This is a genomic window from Micromonospora sp. WMMD558 (assembly GCF_049315255.1).
In the GTDB taxonomy this organism is placed as follows: domain Bacteria; phylum Actinomycetota; class Actinomycetes; order Mycobacteriales; family Micromonosporaceae; genus Micromonospora.
Genome location: NZ_CP186061.1, coordinates 5,425,980 through 5,441,490, shown reverse-complemented (window position 1 = coordinate 5,441,490; position 15,511 = coordinate 5,425,980). Strand labels below are relative to the sequence as shown.

General features: G+C 75.0%; 12 protein-coding genes. All 12 read left to right on the top strand.

Annotation, left to right across the window (positions count from 1 at the left end):
* Positions 1-45: 45 nt before the first annotated feature.
* The 12 genes from ACN26Y_RS25915 (at position 46) to ACN26Y_RS25860 (ending at position 15,323) form a co-directional block, all read left to right on the top strand.
* Positions 46-639: an ArsR/SmtB family transcription factor gene (locus tag ACN26Y_RS25915; protein WP_155332765.1), complete on the top strand. Its 594-nt coding sequence runs from the start codon at positions 46-48 to the stop codon at positions 637-639.
* Positions 639-1,940 carry an MFS transporter gene (locus ACN26Y_RS25910; protein WP_155332764.1) on the top strand — a complete coding sequence of 434 codons (1,302 nt, stop codon included), beginning with the start codon at positions 639-641 and terminating at the stop codon, positions 1,938-1,940. Before ACN26Y_RS25915 ends, ACN26Y_RS25910 begins: the two co-directional genes overlap by 1 nt.
* Before the next feature lie 179 nt (positions 1,941-2,119).
* On the top strand, positions 2,120-2,329 hold the full coding sequence (locus ACN26Y_RS25905; RefSeq protein WP_155332763.1) for a hypothetical protein: 210 nt from the start codon (positions 2,120-2,122) through the stop codon (positions 2,327-2,329).
* 76 nt (positions 2,330-2,405) lie between these two features.
* Positions 2,406-3,914, top strand: a complete 1,509-nt coding sequence (locus tag ACN26Y_RS25900) for a replication-associated recombination protein A (RefSeq protein ID WP_155332762.1) — start codon at positions 2,406-2,408, stop codon at positions 3,912-3,914.
* A 2,750-nt stretch (positions 3,915-6,664) separates the two neighbouring features.
* Positions 6,665-7,288 carry a hypothetical protein gene (locus tag ACN26Y_RS25895; RefSeq protein WP_155334299.1) on the top strand — a complete coding sequence of 208 codons (624 nt, stop codon included), beginning with the start codon at positions 6,665-6,667 and terminating at the stop codon, positions 7,286-7,288.
* Between the two features lie 151 nt (positions 7,289-7,439).
* Positions 7,440-7,901, top strand: coding sequence for a DUF948 domain-containing protein (locus ACN26Y_RS25890; RefSeq protein WP_155332761.1), 462 nt, complete (start codon positions 7,440-7,442; stop codon positions 7,899-7,901).
* A 32-nt stretch (positions 7,902-7,933) separates the two neighbouring features.
* Positions 7,934-8,239 carry a hypothetical protein gene (locus tag ACN26Y_RS25885; protein ID WP_155332760.1) on the top strand — a complete coding sequence of 102 codons (306 nt, stop codon included), beginning with the start codon at positions 7,934-7,936 and terminating at the stop codon, positions 8,237-8,239.
* The gene (gene alaS, locus ACN26Y_RS25880) at positions 8,236-10,914 is read left to right on the top strand and encodes an alanine--tRNA ligase (RefSeq protein ID WP_155332759.1); all 2,679 of its coding nucleotides are present in this window, start codon (positions 8,236-8,238) and stop codon (positions 10,912-10,914) included. Before ACN26Y_RS25885 ends, alaS begins: the two co-directional genes overlap by 4 nt.
* 72 nt (positions 10,915-10,986) lie before the next feature.
* Positions 10,987-11,448: a Holliday junction resolvase RuvX gene (ruvX, locus tag ACN26Y_RS25875; RefSeq protein WP_155332758.1), complete on the top strand. Its 462-nt coding sequence runs from the start codon at positions 10,987-10,989 to the stop codon at positions 11,446-11,448.
* Positions 11,445-12,647 carry an endolytic transglycosylase MltG gene (mltG, locus tag ACN26Y_RS25870; RefSeq protein WP_155332757.1) on the top strand — a complete coding sequence of 401 codons (1,203 nt, stop codon included), beginning with the start codon at positions 11,445-11,447 and terminating at the stop codon, positions 12,645-12,647. The genes ruvX and mltG overlap by 4 nt, the downstream gene beginning before the upstream one ends.
* Complete coding sequence (locus tag ACN26Y_RS25865) at positions 12,647-13,471, top strand: shikimate dehydrogenase (RefSeq protein WP_422733662.1); 825 nt, start codon at positions 12,647-12,649, stop codon at positions 13,469-13,471. Before mltG ends, ACN26Y_RS25865 begins: the two co-directional genes overlap by 1 nt.
* A 151-nt stretch (positions 13,472-13,622) precedes the next feature.
* Positions 13,623-15,323 carry a DUF7594 domain-containing protein gene (locus tag ACN26Y_RS25860; RefSeq protein WP_155332755.1) on the top strand — a complete coding sequence of 567 codons (1,701 nt, stop codon included), beginning with the start codon at positions 13,623-13,625 and terminating at the stop codon, positions 15,321-15,323.
* Positions 15,324-15,511 lie beyond the last annotated feature (188 nt).

Below are 15,511 nucleotides of genomic sequence, written 5' to 3'. Positions count from 1 at the left end.
GCACAACTCTTGTGCATAGAAAGTGTGCACAACTATTGTGCAGGTATGGCTGAGAGTGAGGGCGCGCGACCGGCACCGCGCGCGGTGCGGATCGACCACCGTCAGGTCCGGGTGCTGGCGCATCCGTTGCGGATCCGGCTGCTCGGGGCGCTGCGGGTGCAGGGCCCGGCCACCGCCACCACGCTGGCCGAGCTGCTCGGCACCAACACCGGCGCCACCAGCTACCACCTGCGCCAGCTCGCCGAAGTGGGGCTGGTCGTGGAGGATCCCGACCGGGGCACCGGCCGGCAGCGCTGGTGGCGTGCCGCGCACGACGTCACCAACTGGGAGCCCACCGACTTCGACGACGACCCGGACGCCCGGGCCGCCGTCGACTGGATCCAGGCCAACCAGGTCCGCCTGCTCGCCGAGCACGCCGACCGGTGGTTCGCGGTGCAGGACCAGTGGTCGCCGGCCTGGCGGGACGCCTTCGGCATGGGCGACATCTTCCTGACCATCCCGGCCGCCCGGCTCCACGCCCTCGAGGCGGAGCTGTGGCAGGTCCTGGAGCGCTACCGCGAGGAGGCGGACCCGGCCGAGCCGGGTGCCGAGCAGATCCAGGTCTTCCTCGCCGCCTACCCGCTGCTGAAGGGGAAGTGATGACAGGGCTGTCGGTCCGTCAGGTCCGCGCCCGTTACCTCGTCCTGCACGGCCTGCGCTGGCTGCCGGTCGGGTTGCTGATCCCGGTGACGATCCTCCTGATGCAGGAGCGCGGCCTGTCGCTGACTCAGATCGGCGTCGTCGCCGCCGCTCAGGGCCTGCTCGTCCTCGCCCTCGAACTCCCCACCGGCGGCCTCGCCGACGCGCTCGGCCGGCGGCCGCTGCTGGTGGTCGCCGCGCTGGTCAACCTGCTCTCCACCGGTCTGCTGGTGGTGGCGGACACCTTCGCGCTGCTGGTCGCGGTCTGGGCGTTGCAGGGCGTCTACCGCGCCCTGGACAGCGGCCCCCTCGAATCCTGGTACGTCGACAGCACCCTCGCCGCCGACCCGGACGCCTCGTACGAGAAGGGGCTCAGCCAGGGTGGGACGGTGCTCGGCCTCAGCATCGCCGCGGGCGCGCTGGTCAGCGGCGGACTGATCGCGCTCGGGCCGCTCGGGCCGGTCAGCGCCCTCACCGTACCGGTCGTGGCGGCCCTGGCGCTCCAGGTGGTGTCGCTGGTGGCGCTGCTCGCGTTGCTGGACGAGCGTCGGCCCACCGCCGGCGCCGCGGCGCTGCGGTCCTCACTCGCGATCGCCGGGCCGATGGTCGGCCAGGCGTTCGGGCTGCTGCGCCGCTCGCGGGTGCTCGCCGCCCTGGTGGTGGTCGAACTGTTCTGGGGCTTCGGCATGGTGACCTTCGAGAACCTGCTGCCGGTCCGCCTCGCCGACGTCGTCGGTGACCCGGACCGTGCGGCGGCTCTGCTCGGCCCGGGCAGTACGGTCGCCTGGCTCGCCTCGGCTGCCGGCGCCGCGCTCGTCCCGCTGCTCACCCGCCGGCTCGGCGCGGCGCCCACCGCCATGCTGCTGCACGTCGTGCAGGGTGCCACGGTGGTCGGCATGGGCCTGTTGGGCGGTCCGGTCGGGGTGCTGCTCGCCTACTTCGCCTGTTACGCCGTGCACGGCGCGGCCAACCCGGTGTACAAGGGGCTCGTCCATCGTCAGGTCGACGGGCCGAACCGAACCAGCGTGATCTCGCTGACCTCGATGATGGGGATGCCCGCTGCGGCGCTCGGCGGGGTGGTGCTCGGCTTCGTGGCCGACCGGGCCGGCGTGACCACCGCGATGCTGGCCGGCGCGATGGCGCTGGCCCTCGCCGCGGCGTTCTACGTTCCCGCCTGGCAGGCGGCGCGGCGCGACAGGTCACGGTCGGACGTCCCGCTCGACGTCGCGCCGGCGCCGGACGCGCCCGCGTCCACACGTTAAAAAGGGGCCCTTCCACTACCGCAGGCGTTAAGAAGGGGCCCCTCCTTTCACGCGAGGTGGGGAGGGTGGCGGGGGCCGGCCCGGGCGACGCGGCGCCGATCCAGGGTGGAGATTGACGGACGGACCGATTGGGTACATCCCGGCCGACCTACTGGGACCCCCCTCACCGGAGGAACGCCATGCTCGCCATTCTCGCGGCGATCGTTTTCGGGTTCGCCCTGCTCCTCGACCTGATGGACACCAACTTCGGCGCGCCGGACCTGTTCAACTGGAACACCCTCGTACTCATCGGGCTGCTGCTGCTCTCCCTGTACCTGGCTGGGGTCGGCCGTGGGCCGGGCGGCGGCGGCGGTCGCTGGTACCGGGGCCGGCGGCCCGGTCGGGGCTGACCGTAACCGATCAGTGAGGGCCCGGTCGGCGGCGCTGATTCCGGCGTCACCGGCCGGGCCCGGTACTGTTCCCGTGATGGAGTCCGACGCCCTCTTCTCCCTCGGAGGCCCCGCCGCCGCGCCCGCCGCGCCGGGGGGCCCGACCGGCGTGGACGGCTTCACTCCGGTCGGGGAGGATTCGCCCCTGGCCGTCCGGATGCGCCCGGCCAGCCTGGACGAGCTGGTCGGTCAGGACCACCTCCTCGCGCCCGGCGCCCCGCTGCGGCAGCTCGTCTCCGGCGCCGCCCCGATGTCGGTCATCCTCTGGGGGCCGCCGGGCAGCGGCAAGACCACGATCGCGCACCTCGTGGCCCGCGCCACCGACCGCCGCTTCGTCGCCATGTCGGCCCTGAACGCCGGGGTCAAGGACGTCCGCGCCGTCATCGAGGCCGCCCGCCGGCAGCGTCGCGCCGGCGGCCCGCAGACCGTGCTCTTCATCGACGAGGTGCACCGGTTCAGCAAGACCCAGCAGGATTCGCTGCTCGCCGCGGTCGAGGACCGGACCGTCACGCTGCTGGCGGCGACCACCGAGAATCCGTACTTCTCGGTCATCTCGCCGCTGCTGTCGCGGTGCGTGCTGCTCACCCTCCAGCCGCTCGACGACACGGCGGTACGCGGCCTGCTCCGCCGGGCGGTCGCCGACGAGCGCGGCCTGCACGGCGCGTTGACCCTCGACCCCGACGCCGAGGACCACCTCGTCCGGCTCGCCGCCGGGGACGTCCGCAAGGCGCTGACCGCGCTGGAGGCGGCCGCCGCCTCGGCCGCCGCCGTCGGCGCCGACCGCATCGACCTCGGCACCGCCGAGCAGGCGGTGGACACCGCGGCCGTGCGCTACGACCGGGCCGGTGACGCGCACTACGACGTGACCAGCGCGTTCATCAAGAGCATGCGCGGCTCCGACGTGGACGCCGCACTGCACTGGCTGGCCCGGATGCTGGTCGCCGGTGAGGACGCCCGGTTCATCGCCCGGCGTCTGGTGATCTTCGCCAGCGAGGACGTCGGCATGGCGGACCCGGGCGCGCTCGGCGTGGCCACCGCCGCCGCGCACGCGGTGGAGTACGTGGGCCTGCCGGAGGCTCAGCTCAACCTCGCCCAGGCGGTGATCCACCTGGCCACCGCGCCCAAGTCGAACTCGGCGACCACCGCTCTCGGGGCGGCCCTCGCCGACGTCCGGAGCGGCCGGGGCGGGCCCGTGCCGCGCGGGCTGCGCGACGCGCACTACGCCGGCGCCAAGGGCCTCGGCCACGGCGCCGGCTACCGCTACCCGCACGACGACCAGCGTGGCGTGGTCACCCAGCAGTACGTGCCCGACGACCTCGTCGGCACCGACTACTACCGGCCCAGCCAGCACGGTTCCGAACGCGCGGTGGCCGACCGGCTGCCGCTGCTGCGCCGGATCGTCCGCGGGCTTCCGGCCCAGGCCGCGCGCCCGCCCGTGGTGGCGACCGCCGGCGGCACGACGGGCAACGGCCGTCGACCCGGGGGGTCGGTCGACGGTGGGGCGCACGAGGGCGGCACGGAAGCCGCCGAGGAGGGTCAGCAGTGAAGTCGCGTGGGGCGGAGCGACCCGAGGACGGCGCCGACGAGCGGCGTACCAAGGGCCGGCGCTGGGGGCGGGGCAAGGCCGAGGCCGAGCCCGAGGAGCCGATCAGCGGCGAGGAGTTCGGCTGGATCGACGACCTGCGTACGGCCAAGGCGCAGCGGACGGAGCTCGGCCCCGGAGGCGGGCCGGCCGGCCCGGCGACGCCGCCGGACCCGTCCGGCCCCGACGGAGCCGCGCGCGGTCCGGCCGCGACGCCTCCGCCGCGCCGTGGCGAGGCGGGGCAACCGCGACCCGGTGCCGCTCCGGGGCCGGGCGCCGCCGAGCCGGCCGGTCTCGCGCGTCGAGGCGACCTCCCCGCACCGGGTGCCCGTCCCGTCCCGTCGGCCGGTTCCGACCCCGCGGCACGCCGGGCAGGCGGGTGGCCGCAGGGCGGCCCCGACGGGCCGGCGCGACCGGTCTCCGGCCCGGGGACCCCGGCCGCCGCGCCACGGTCACAGCCCACGCCACCGCCCTCCGGGCCCCCGGCGGGCGGCCCGCGCCGCGGCGCACCCGCCGGCGCCCAGTCCGGCCCGCCCGCCCAGTCCGGGCCGCGCCGGCCCGCGCCCGCCGACGTACCCGGCCCGCACGCTCAGTCCGGCCCGCCCGCCCAGGCGCCGCATCCGGCGCGATCCGGTGGTCGCGCCGCACCGCCCGGCCCGCACGCGGCCGGCCCGGCGGGTGCCCGAGGCGTTCCGCCGGGCCCCCACACCGCTCCGGCCGATGTGAACGCCCCCGCGCCCGGGGGCCCGCCGGCAGCCCGCCGCCCGGACGCCGGTCGCGCCGGAGCCGACCCCTACCGGTCCGGTGACCTGACCGGTTCGGCGGCCCGGGTGTCCCGGCCCGGTGCGGTGCCGCCGGCCGCCCGTGACGGCGAGTCCCGGCCCGGCCCGGCCGACCCGTACCGGTCCGGTGACCTGACCGGTTCGGCGGCCCGGGCCCGGGTGCCCCGGCCCGGCCCCGCCGCACCGCCCCCGGCCGGCGAACCCCGGCCCGGTCCGACCCGCCGTGGCGCGGCGAACCCCGGGGGGCCCGCGGACGTCGCCCCGGGCTTCGGCCGCCCGCCGGGCGAGGTGTCCGGCGAGCTGCCGGACGTGGCCGCCCGCGGTGGACCCCACCGCCCGCCGGCGGCCGGCCCCGGCCGACGCCCGGCCCCCGGCACCGACGAACCGGTCGTGCCGCGCAGCGGCAACGCGCCGCCGGTGCCCGGCGTCGCGCCGCGCCGGGCCGGCCGGCGGGCCGCCGCCGAGGAGCCGACCGGACCGGCCCACGGTCCACTGCCTGACGCACCGGGCGAGGCCGGCGAGCCCCGTCCCGCGCCGGGACGCCGCGGCGCGCCGGACAGCGCTGCGCCGTCCGGCGGCCTGCCGTCCCCCGGCCTGCCGTCCGGTGGCCGGCGGGCCGCGCCGGAGAGTGCCGACGCGCCGCCGCGCGGGCGGCGGGCCGCCCCGGAGGACGTCGACGCCGCGCCGCGCGGGCGGCGGGCCGCGCCGGAGGTCGCCGACGCCGCGCCGCGCGGGCGGCGGGCGGCACCGGACGACGCCGCGCCCGGCGTCCCGCCGACCGCGGGCACCGAGACACCGGGCCGTCGGGCCGCCGCCGTCGACGGCGACGACCGACCGGCCACGGAGGGCCGGCGCGGCCGGCCGGAGCGCCCGGCCGACTGGCTCCGGCAGGCCGGACGTACCCCGCACCACACCGATCCCTCGCTGCGGACCATCAACCGTCCGGCGACCCCGCCCGGCTCGCCGGTTGCCCCGCGGAGTGGCCCGCCGGCCGGGCGCCGGGCCGCGAACACCGACGCCGGCCGTGGGCCCGCCGACGGAACCCGCTCCGGATTCGAGCCGCCCGGCGACGGCGCCGACACCGGCCGCGCGCGGCCCGGTCGCGCCCGCCCGGCCGACGGTGCCGCCGCCGGTCCGGCCGCCGCACGTGGCGCCGCCCGGCCGGCCGGTCCGACGTCCGGGCCGGGCACGCCCGACCGGCCGCACCCACCGGCCGGGCCCGCCGCCGAGCGCCCCCGTCCGTCCGCCGCCGCCTCCGGTGCCGGACGTGACCGCCGCCCCATCGGACCGGGTGGGGAAGCCCGTCCGCCCCGACCGGACGGCCCGCCGTCCGCCGTCGCGCGCCCGGACACCGGACCGGTCCGGGGCGCCGCGACCCCGCCCCGCCCTGGTACGCCGACGCCGTCGGTCGCCGGTGGCCCGACCCCGCCCGGCATCGCCCGTCCCGGGGCCGCACCAGGTGGCCCGCGGGGGGCGGCGGCCCCGCCCGGTGCCGTCCGCCCCGGCGCGGCGCCGGCCGGTCCGACGCCGCCCGGGGTGGCCCGTCCCGGCGCCCCGGCCGCCGCTCGGGGCGGCGCTCCCGTCCCGGTCCGGCCGCCGGTCGACGACGGCCCGCCGGAGCCGACGTCCGGGGGCCCGCGGCCACCGGCGGGAGTGGCCCGACCGGCCGGACCCCGGCCCGGCCCGGAGGACCGCTCGTACGGCCGGGCGCTGCCGCCCCAACGGGAGCCCGGTCGACCGGAGCCGTCGGGTGTGTCGCCCGTGCGGCCGGCCGAGCCGGCGCTCGCCCGCGCGGCCGTCGCGCCGCCGGTGGGCGCGGCGGCCGCGGTGCCGCCGCCGGACGGCCCGCCGCCGCACCGGCCCACCGCGCCCGACGACGACACACAGAACCCGAGCGGGTCGGATGGCGCCCGGTCGGAGCTGCGCCGGCAGATGCGCGAGCGGCGGCGGCTGCGGATGGCCGTCCTCGCGCTGGTCAGCATCGTTCTGCTCGGGGCGGTGCCGCTCTTCTTCGGGCTCCGGACCCTGAGCCGCGACCCGGCGTTCGACACGCTCGACGAGCTGGACGTGCCGAGCTGGGCCGCGGTGAAGACGGTGGACGACGTGAGCGGCAGTCGCTGGTGCCTGCTCGACTGCCGGCTGCGGGAGCGCACGGTGGAGTCCGAGAAGTCACCGGAGGAGACCGCGCAGGCGTACGAGGCGGCCCTGACCAGGGACGGCTGGCGGCCGTGGAAGGTGACTCCCTGCCCGGAGCAGCCGGCGAAGGGCAGCTACACCTGCTGGCGTCGGGACGAGTTGACGCTGGACCTGTGGGTGCGGGAGCCGACCTGCGTGCCACCGCCGGTGGACGGGGAACCGGCGGTCGTTCCCTCGCCCGACCCGTCGGCCGCAGCGGAGGAGTGCGCCGGCTCGTTGGTGTCGATGAAGGTCCGCAACGCGATCGACGACGACCGTACGCGGCCGCAGCCGAGCACCGACCCGTCGTTGACCGGTGAGGATCCCTTCCCGACGCTGTCCGAGGACCCGCTCGGGGAACTGACACCCTCACCGTCCTGAGCCGGTTTCCATCACGGACGGTAGGGTCTGGGGCTGGCAGGTCCGCCTGCTCCCGTTGGTCCGTCTCGGGGGCGCGCGGCGTGGCTGTGGGTACGACGGTCGCGCGTTCCGGGACGCCCGGCGCCGCGGATTCGGCTTGAGGAGGACAGGCGTGGACTTTGGAGAGGTCGCGGCGCTGATCGCGGCGATCGCGTTCGCGATGCTGGTGTTGATCCTGATGCTGCCCATCCTGCGGCTGCGGCACACCGTGGACGCCGCCACCCGGATGATCAACGACCTCAACGACCGCACCGCCCCGCTGCTCGGCGACGTCAACTCCACGGTGAAGAACGTCAACACCGCGCTGGAGCAGGTGCAGACCTCGCTGGACGGCGTCAACCTCCAGCTCGCGAAGGTCGACACCATGACCAGCCACGCGCAGAACGTCACCGCCAACATCGCCAACCTCGCCACCGTCGTCTCCGCTGCCGCCGCCAACCCGCTGGTCAAGGTCGCCGCCTTCGGCTACGGCGTCCGCCGGGCCGCCTCGGCGCGGCGGCACGCCGAGGCCGAGCGTGAGGTTCGCGACACGATCAAGCAGCAGCGACGGGCGGCCCGGCGCGGCAACCGCTGACCCGGGCCGGCGGCGAGCGGGAGGATGAGAGCATGAGGCGGTTGTTCTGGCTCGGTATCGGGCTGGCCGTCGGCGTGGTGGTGGTCCGCAAGGCCACCCGGACCGCGCAGGCGTACACGCCGGCGGGGATCGCGAGCGGGCTGTCGGAATCCGCTGGCAACCTGGTCGAGTCGCTGCGTAGCTTCGTGGAGGACGTCCGGATCGGGATGGCCGAGCGGGAGCAGGAGATCCACGAGGCCTTCGCCCGCGGCGAGGCGTTCGACGACCAGTTCGCCGACCTGCGGGAGGACCCGCGCATCGGCGACCGAGACATTTTCCCGGAGGAACACCAGCGATGAAGACGGCGGAGATCAAGCGGCGGTACCTCGCGCACTTCGAGGCGAATGGCCACACCGTGGTGCCGTCCGCTCCGCTGCCCGCCATCAGCGACCCGAACCTGCTGTTCGTCAACGCCGGCATGGTGCAGTTCGTCCCGTACTTCCTCGGCCAGCAGAGCCCGTCGTACCGGCGGGCGGTCAGCGTGCAGAAGTGCATCCGGACGCCGGACATCGACGAGGTCGGCAAGACCAGCCGGCACGGCACGTTCTTCCAGATGAACGGCAACTTCTCCTTCGGGGACTACTTCAAGGACGGGGCGATCCCGTTCGCCTGGGACCTGGTGACCAAGTCGGTCGCCGACGGCGGCTTCGGGCTGGACCCGGAGCGGATCTGGCCGACCGTCTACCTGGACGACGACGAGGCGTTCGGGATCTGGCGGTCGGTCGGCGTGCCGGCCGCGCGGATCGTGCGCCGCGGCAAGGCGGACAACTTCTGGTCGATGGGCATTCCGGGCCCGTGCGGCCCGTGCTCCGAGCTGTTCTACGACCGTGGGCCCGAGTACGGCCGCGAGGGCGGCCCGGCGGTCGACGAGGACCGCTACATGGAGTTCTGGAACCTCGTCTTCATGCAGTACGAGCGGGGTCCGGGCACCGGCAAGGAGGACTACCCGATCCTCGGTGACCTGCCGGCGAAGAACATCGACACCGGCATGGGCCTGGAGCGGATGGCGTCCATCCTCCAGGGCGTCGACAACCTGTACGAGATCGACGAGGTCCGGCCGATCCTGGACAAGGCCGCCGAGCTGACCGGCAAGCGGTACGGCGCGCAGTCCGGGCACGTGGCCAGCGAGTCGCACCCGGACGACGTGCGGCTGCGGGTCGTCGCCGACCACGTCCGCACCGCGCTGATGCTGATCGGCGACGGCGTGACGCCGAGCAACGAGGGGCGCGGCTACGTGCTGCGCCGCATCATGCGCCGCGCGATCCGCGCGGTCCGGCTGCTCGGCTGGCAGGAGCGGGCGATGCCCGAGCTGCTGCCGGTCGCCCGGGCCTGCATGGCGCCGTCGTACCCCGAGCTGGCCACCGACTTCGACCGGATCGCGGACTACGCGTACGCGGAGGAGGACGCGTTCCTGTCCACGCTGCGCGCCGGCACCACGATCCTGGACACCGCCATCACCGAGACCCGCACCGCGGGCCGGACGGCGATCACCGGCGAGAAGGCGTTCCAGCTGCACGACACGTACGGCTTCCCGATCGACCTCACCCTGGAGATCGCGGCGGAGCAGGGCCTGGAGGTGGACGCCGAGGGCTTCCGCCGGCTGATGGCCGACCAGCGGGCCCGGGCGAAGGCCGACGCGCAGGCGCGCAAGACGGGGCACACCGACCTGTCGTCGTACCGGGCGGTGCTCGACGAGGGCGGGCCGGTCACGTTCACCGGCTACCACGAGGTCGCGCGGGAGTCGACGGTGCGGGCGGTGCTCGGCGCCGAGGGTCCCCGCCAGGCGGCGGTCGAGGGCGACACGGTCGAGCTGGTGCTCGACACCACCCCGTTCTACGCCGAGGGCGGCGGGCAGCAGCCCGACCTCGGCCGGATCACGGTGGGCGGCGGGCAGGTCGAGGTCCTCGACGTGCAGCAGCCGGTGCCCGGTCTGATCGTGCACCGGGCCCGGGTCGTCCGGGGTGAGGTGCGTGCCGGCGAGACCGGCTTCGCCGAGATCGACACGAGCCGCCGCCGGGCGATCTCCCGGTCGCACACCGCGACCCACCTGGTGCACCAGACGATGCGCAACTTCCTCGGTGAGTCGGCCACCCAGGCCGGTTCGCTGAACGCGCCGGGCCGGCTGCGGTTCGACTTCAACACGCCGACCGGGGTGGCGCCGAGCGTGCTGCGCGACGTCGAGCAGCAGGTCAACGAGGTGCTCCTGGCGGATCTCGAGGTGCACGCGTTCATCACCTCGCTGGAGGAGGCGCGGCGCATCGGCGCGATGGCGCTGTTCGGCGAGAAGTACGGCGAGCAGGTCCGGGTCGTCGAGGTCGGCGACTACGCCCGGGAGCTGTGCGGCGGCACCCACGTCGCCCGCTCCGGCCAGCTCGGCCTGGTGAAGATCCTGTCCGAGTCGTCCATCGGGTCCGGCGTCCGCCGGGTCGAGGCGCTGGTCGGGATGGACGCGTTCAACTTCCTCGCCCGTGAGCACCTGCTGGTCTCCCGGCTCGCCGAGCTGTACCGGGTGCCCAGCGAGCAGGTCGCGGACCGGGTCGAGCAGACGGTCACCCAGCTGCGGGACGCGGAGAAGGAGCTGGAGAAGCTCCGGGCCCAGCTGGTGCTCGGCGGGGCGGCGGCGCTCGCGGCGCAGGCGAAGGACGTGCGCGGTGTCGCGTACGTCGGGACCGAGGCCCCGGAGGGCGCGGCCGGCAACGACGTGCGGACGCTCGCCCAGGAGATCCGCGGCAAGATCGACCCGGCGCGGCCGGCGGTGGTCGCGGTGGCCGCCCGGGCCAACGGCAAGGCGTCGCTGGTGGTGGCGGTCAACCCCGCCGCCCGCAGCCGTGGCCTGTCGGCGGCCGACCTGGTCAAGGTGGCCTTCTCCGGCCGGGGCGGGGGCAGCCCCGACCTGGCCCAGGGCGGTGGCCTGCCGGCGGCGGAGGCGCCCAACCTGCTCCTGACCGTCGAGAAGGCGGTCGCCGAGGCGTGACACGCTGTCGTACCTGGCCAGGGCGGACCGATCGGTCCGCCCTGGCCCGTCTCCGCCGAGGGGTGACCGTCCGTGACTGAACTGTCTCGGGGAGTGCGGCTCGGTGTGGACGTCGGGCAGGTCCGGGTGGGGGTGGCCCGGTCGGACCCGCACGGGGTGTTGGCCACCCCGCTGGTCACGCTGGCCCGCGACCGGACGGCGGCTCCCGACACGGTCCCGAGCGACGTCGCCGAGCTGGCGGCGCTGGTCGCGGAGCACGAGGCGGTGGAGGTGGTGGTCGGCCTTCCGGTCACCCTCGCCGGACAGCAGGGTCCGGCCGCCGTCCACGCGAGGGCGTACGCTGACCGTCTGGCCGATGTAATAGCGCCCGTGCCGGTAACGCTCACCGACGAGAGGATGTCCACCGTCGTGGCTAGTCGTAGGCTTGCCGAGCGTGGCGTCCGGGGACGACGACAACGCGCGGTGGTCGACCAGGCCGCCGCGGTGGAGATTCTGCAGAGCTGGCTGGACGCGCAGCGGAGGCGGACAGGATGATCGACGATCTGGAGCTCGGGTTCGATGAGCAGGAACGGGGGGAGAAGGGCCGGCATCGGCGCGGCTACGTCCGCAAGCGCAAGAACGGCTCCGGCGGCGGGCGCGGCAAGACCGTCCTGGCCCTGCTGCTGGCCCTGGTCCTGCTCGGCGGTGTCGGCGGCGGTGCCTTCTACGGCTTCGACCGGATCCAGAGCTACTTCGTCACTCCGGACTACGAGGGCGGCGGCACCGGCGAGGTGACCGTCGAGATCAAGCAGGGCGCCCTCATCTCGGACATGGCGGTGGCGCTCTACGACGCGGGGGTCGTCAAGAGCACCAAGGCGTTCGTCGAGGCGGCGGAGGAGAACGCCCGCAGCACCAACATTCAGCCGGGCCTGTACAAGCTGCGCAAGCAGATGAGCGGCGAGAGCGCCGTCGCGGCGATGCTCGACCTGAAGAACCGCGTCGTGAACGGGGTCACCATCCCGGAGGGGCGCTCCGCCAAGAACATCTACAAGCTGCTCTCCGAGAAGACCAAGATCCCGGTCAAGGAGTTCGAGGCGGCGGCGAAGGACCCCGTCGCGCTCGGCGTCCCGAACTGGTGGTTCAACCGCGGCGACGACAAGAAGGCGGCGAAGTCGATCGAGGGTTTCCTCTACCCGGACACGTACGAGATCCCGCCGAACGCGACCGCCGAGTCGATCCTCAAGCTGATGGTGGAGAACTTCGTCACCGTCACCGGTGAGCTCCAGTTCGCCGACAAGGTACAGAAGGGCCTGGGCGGCGTCAGCCCGTACGAGGCGCTGATCGTGGCGTCGCTCGCGCAGGCGGAGGCCGGCAACAAGGACGACCTCGGCAAGGTCGCCCGGGTCGCCTACAACCGGGTGTACAAGGGCAACTTCGACTGCGGCTGCCTGGAGATGGACGTCACGGTCAACTACTACCTGGAGCTGACCGGGCAGCCGACCAAGGCGTCCAAGGACATGACCGCGGCCGAGCTGAACAACCCGAAGAACCCGTACAACCGCAAGCTGCGGGGCATGATCCCCGGCCCGATCAACAACCCGGGCAAGGACGCGCTGGCCGGAGCGATGAACCCGCCCAAGGGCAACTGGCTGTTCTTCGTGGCGATCGACAAGGAGGGCCACTCCGCGTTCGCCGAGACCTACGAGGAGCAGTTGCGCAACGAGGCCAAGGCCCGGGAGGCCGGGATCATCTGATGGCGGTCGCGCGACGGGCGGCGGTGGTCGGCAAGCCGATCGCGCACTCGCTCTCCCCGGTGATCCACAACGCCGGGTACGCGGCGGCCGGCCTGGCCGGCTGGTCGTACACCCGGTTGGAGTGCGCGGAGGCGGAGCTGCCGGCCCTGGTCGCCGGGCTGGGCCCGGAGTGGGCGGGGCTGTCGGTGACCATGCCGGGCAAGGAGGCGGCGCTCGCGCTGGCGGCGGCCGCGTCGCCCGTCGCGACCGCCGTCGGCGCCGCCAACACGCTGGTACGGCGTCCGGACGGCACCTGGTACGCGGACAACACCGACGTCGCCGGCATGGTGGAGGTGCTGACCGGGGCCGGGGTACGGCCCGACGCCACGGTGACGGTGCTCGGCGCCGGTGGCACCGCCCGGGCGGCGGTCGCGGCGGCGGCGCGGTTGCGGGCGCGAGCGGTGACCGTGGTGGCCCGGCGCGTGCAGGCGGTCGACGACCTGCGGCCGGTGGCCGGGGCGGTCGGCGTGCCGCTCGCCGGCGCGCCGTGGGACGACGCAGCCGGGCAGGCCACCGCCGACGTGGTGATCTCGACCGTGCCGAAGGGCGTCGCCGACCCGCTCGCCGGGTCGGTGGCGTGGCGACCGGCCACCGTGTTCTTCGACGCCCTCTACGACCCCTGGCCGACGCCCCTGGCGGCCGCCGCGCGGGCCGCCGGCTGCCGGATCGTCTCCGGCCTCGACCTGCTGCTCGCCCAGGCGGTCGGCCAGTTCGAGCAGTTCACCGGCGTGCCGGCGCCCCGCGCGGCGATGGCCGCCGCCCTGGCCGGTGCGCGGGGCGACTGACCGCAGGGGTGGGCGGGACCGTCCCCTGTGGGTGTACCGGGAATCCTTAGGCGACGGTTAAGACCCGCTTAGGTCCCGCTGTCGTGCCCACGCCGGGTGGCGGCCATCGTTACGCTGCCGAGAGTCAACACAGCAGACACAGGGAGTTTCCTTGGGCAGGCGCGGAGTGCACCGACTGACCCGGCACCACGGCCCGCGGCGTAAGGCGGCGCTGCTGGGCGTGACCGCCGCGGCGGTGGTCGGCGGGCTGGTGGCCGGGGTGATGCCGCTGCTGGCGGCCGACGACATGTCCGTGCGGGCGGTGGCGGACACCACGGCCACCTTCGTGTCGCAGGACGGCGACAACGGTGCCAAGACCACCCTCGCGACCTGCCCGGCGCGCTGCGACGCCAACCCCCGCGGCACCCGCGAGGCGGTCGTCCAGTTCGCGGTGACGACCCTGCCGGCGAACGCCGTCAACATCCGGGCCACGCTGCGGGTGCACGCCTGGCAGAAGTTCGCCGCCAGCGTCACCGCCCACGCGTCCACCGTGGACGCTCGCCTGGCGCGGCCCGCGCCGGCGCCGGTGGGCGCCGTCCTCGACACGGTGGACGGGGTCCAGCCCGGCTTCAACGAGTGGGACGTGTCGAAGGTGGTGACCGGCAACGGCACGGTCACCGTGTCGCTGGCGCAGACGGGGCTGGAGAGCCGCATCTACTGGGCGTCGTCGGAGAACCGCAACCCCGACCTGCGCCCCCGACTCGTGCTCCGCTACGACGTCGGCAGCCGGCCGACCCCGGCGCCGAGCAGCGCCGCACCCTCGCCGAGCCGCACGACGGCGCCGACCACCCCGCCCGCGCCGCCGCCGTCGCCGAGCGCCAGCCCGAGCCGTCCGGCGCCGAGCCCGACCCTGACGCCGTCGCCGCGCCCCGGCGGCTGCGGGCAGGTCTCGTCGAAGCTGGTGCCCTCCTGCGGCGCCTGGTGGGGGATGTACTCGCCGGCGAACCCGGCCACCTGGGACCACGGCCGGGCCGTCGCCGACGTCGAGGCGCAGGTCGGGCGCCGGTTCGACATCGTGCACCGCTACCACGACTTCTCCAACCACGGCAGCAACGGGGCCTTCCCGGACGCGTACGAGCAGCAGCAGATGCGCGAGGGCCGGCTGATGTTCTTCGCCTGGGAGTCCCGGATCTTCTCCTCGGGTGCGGTGCTCACCTGGAAGGACGTCTACAGCGGCCGGCACGACGCGACGATCGACGCGGTCGCCGGCCGGATCCGGGCCACCGGCGTGCCGGTGTTCCTGGGCTTCGACCACGAGCCGGAGGACGAGCCGGCCAAGGGCAGCGACGCCGACTTCGTGCGTGCGTGGCGGTACGTGCACGACCGGGTGGTCGCCGCCGGCGCCCACAACGCGGTCTGGGTGTGGACGATGATGGGCTGGTCCGGCCACTACAGCCGGTACGCCGGCCTGTACCCGGGTGACCGTTACGTGGACTGGGTCGCCTGGGACCCGTACAACTTCCACGTCTGCAACGGCAGCACCGTCTGGAAGAGCCCGTCGACCACCATCGGCAGCTTCTACCGCTGGCTCGACCAGAACGGCATCGGCGCGGGCAAGCCGCGGATGCTCGCCGAGTTCGGCACGAACTTCAACTCGGCCGATCCGGACGCCAAGCGGCGCTGGTTCGAGGAGTTCCCCGCCGCGCTCAAGGCGCACCCGAAGATCAAGGCGGCGATCTACTTCAACTCCGCCGGCATGACGACGCGGACGAGCACCTGCGACATGACGATGAACCACGAGTCGTCCGCCCTGGCCGGGTTCGCCCGGGCCGGTCGCGACAGCTACCTGCGCCAACCGACGCCGGGTAGCTGACGGCGGGTCGACCGCGCGGCGGCGGCGGGGTGGCCGGAGGGGAGTCGGACATCCGACCCGGTACGCTCGCCGTCGTCGCGTGGGGTCACTGACCGCCCAATCGGCGGATATCGCCAAGCAGGGTCGGCGAGGCACGCTACGCGGGTTCTCATCCACCTTGGAGGCGCAGCGTGCCCGAAGTCTCGCTC

Bases quoted from the DNA above. Each gene is read 5' to 3' on its own strand.
- ACN26Y_RS25915 (WP_155332765.1), top strand. From the start codon at position 46: ATGGCTGAGAGTGAGGGCGCGCGACCGGCACCGCGCGCGGTGCGGATC.
- ACN26Y_RS25910 (WP_155332764.1), top strand. From the start codon at position 639: ATGACAGGGCTGTCGGTCCGTCAGGTCCGCGCCCGTTACCTCGTCCTG.
- ACN26Y_RS25905 (WP_155332763.1), top strand. From the start codon at position 2,120: ATGCTCGCCATTCTCGCGGCGATCGTTTTCGGGTTCGCCCTGCTCCTC.
- ACN26Y_RS25900 (WP_155332762.1), top strand. From the start codon at position 2,406: ATGGAGTCCGACGCCCTCTTCTCCCTCGGAGGCCCCGCCGCCGCGCCC.
- ACN26Y_RS25895 (WP_155334299.1), top strand. From the start codon at position 6,665: ATGCGCGAGCGGCGGCGGCTGCGGATGGCCGTCCTCGCGCTGGTCAGC.
- ACN26Y_RS25885 (WP_155332760.1), top strand. From the start codon at position 7,934: ATGAGGCGGTTGTTCTGGCTCGGTATCGGGCTGGCCGTCGGCGTGGTG.
- alaS (WP_155332759.1), top strand. From the start codon at position 8,236: ATGAAGACGGCGGAGATCAAGCGGCGGTACCTCGCGCACTTCGAGGCG.
- mltG (WP_155332757.1), top strand. From the start codon at position 11,445: ATGATCGACGATCTGGAGCTCGGGTTCGATGAGCAGGAACGGGGGGAG.
- ACN26Y_RS25865 (WP_422733662.1), top strand. From the start codon at position 12,647: ATGGCGGTCGCGCGACGGGCGGCGGTGGTCGGCAAGCCGATCGCGCAC.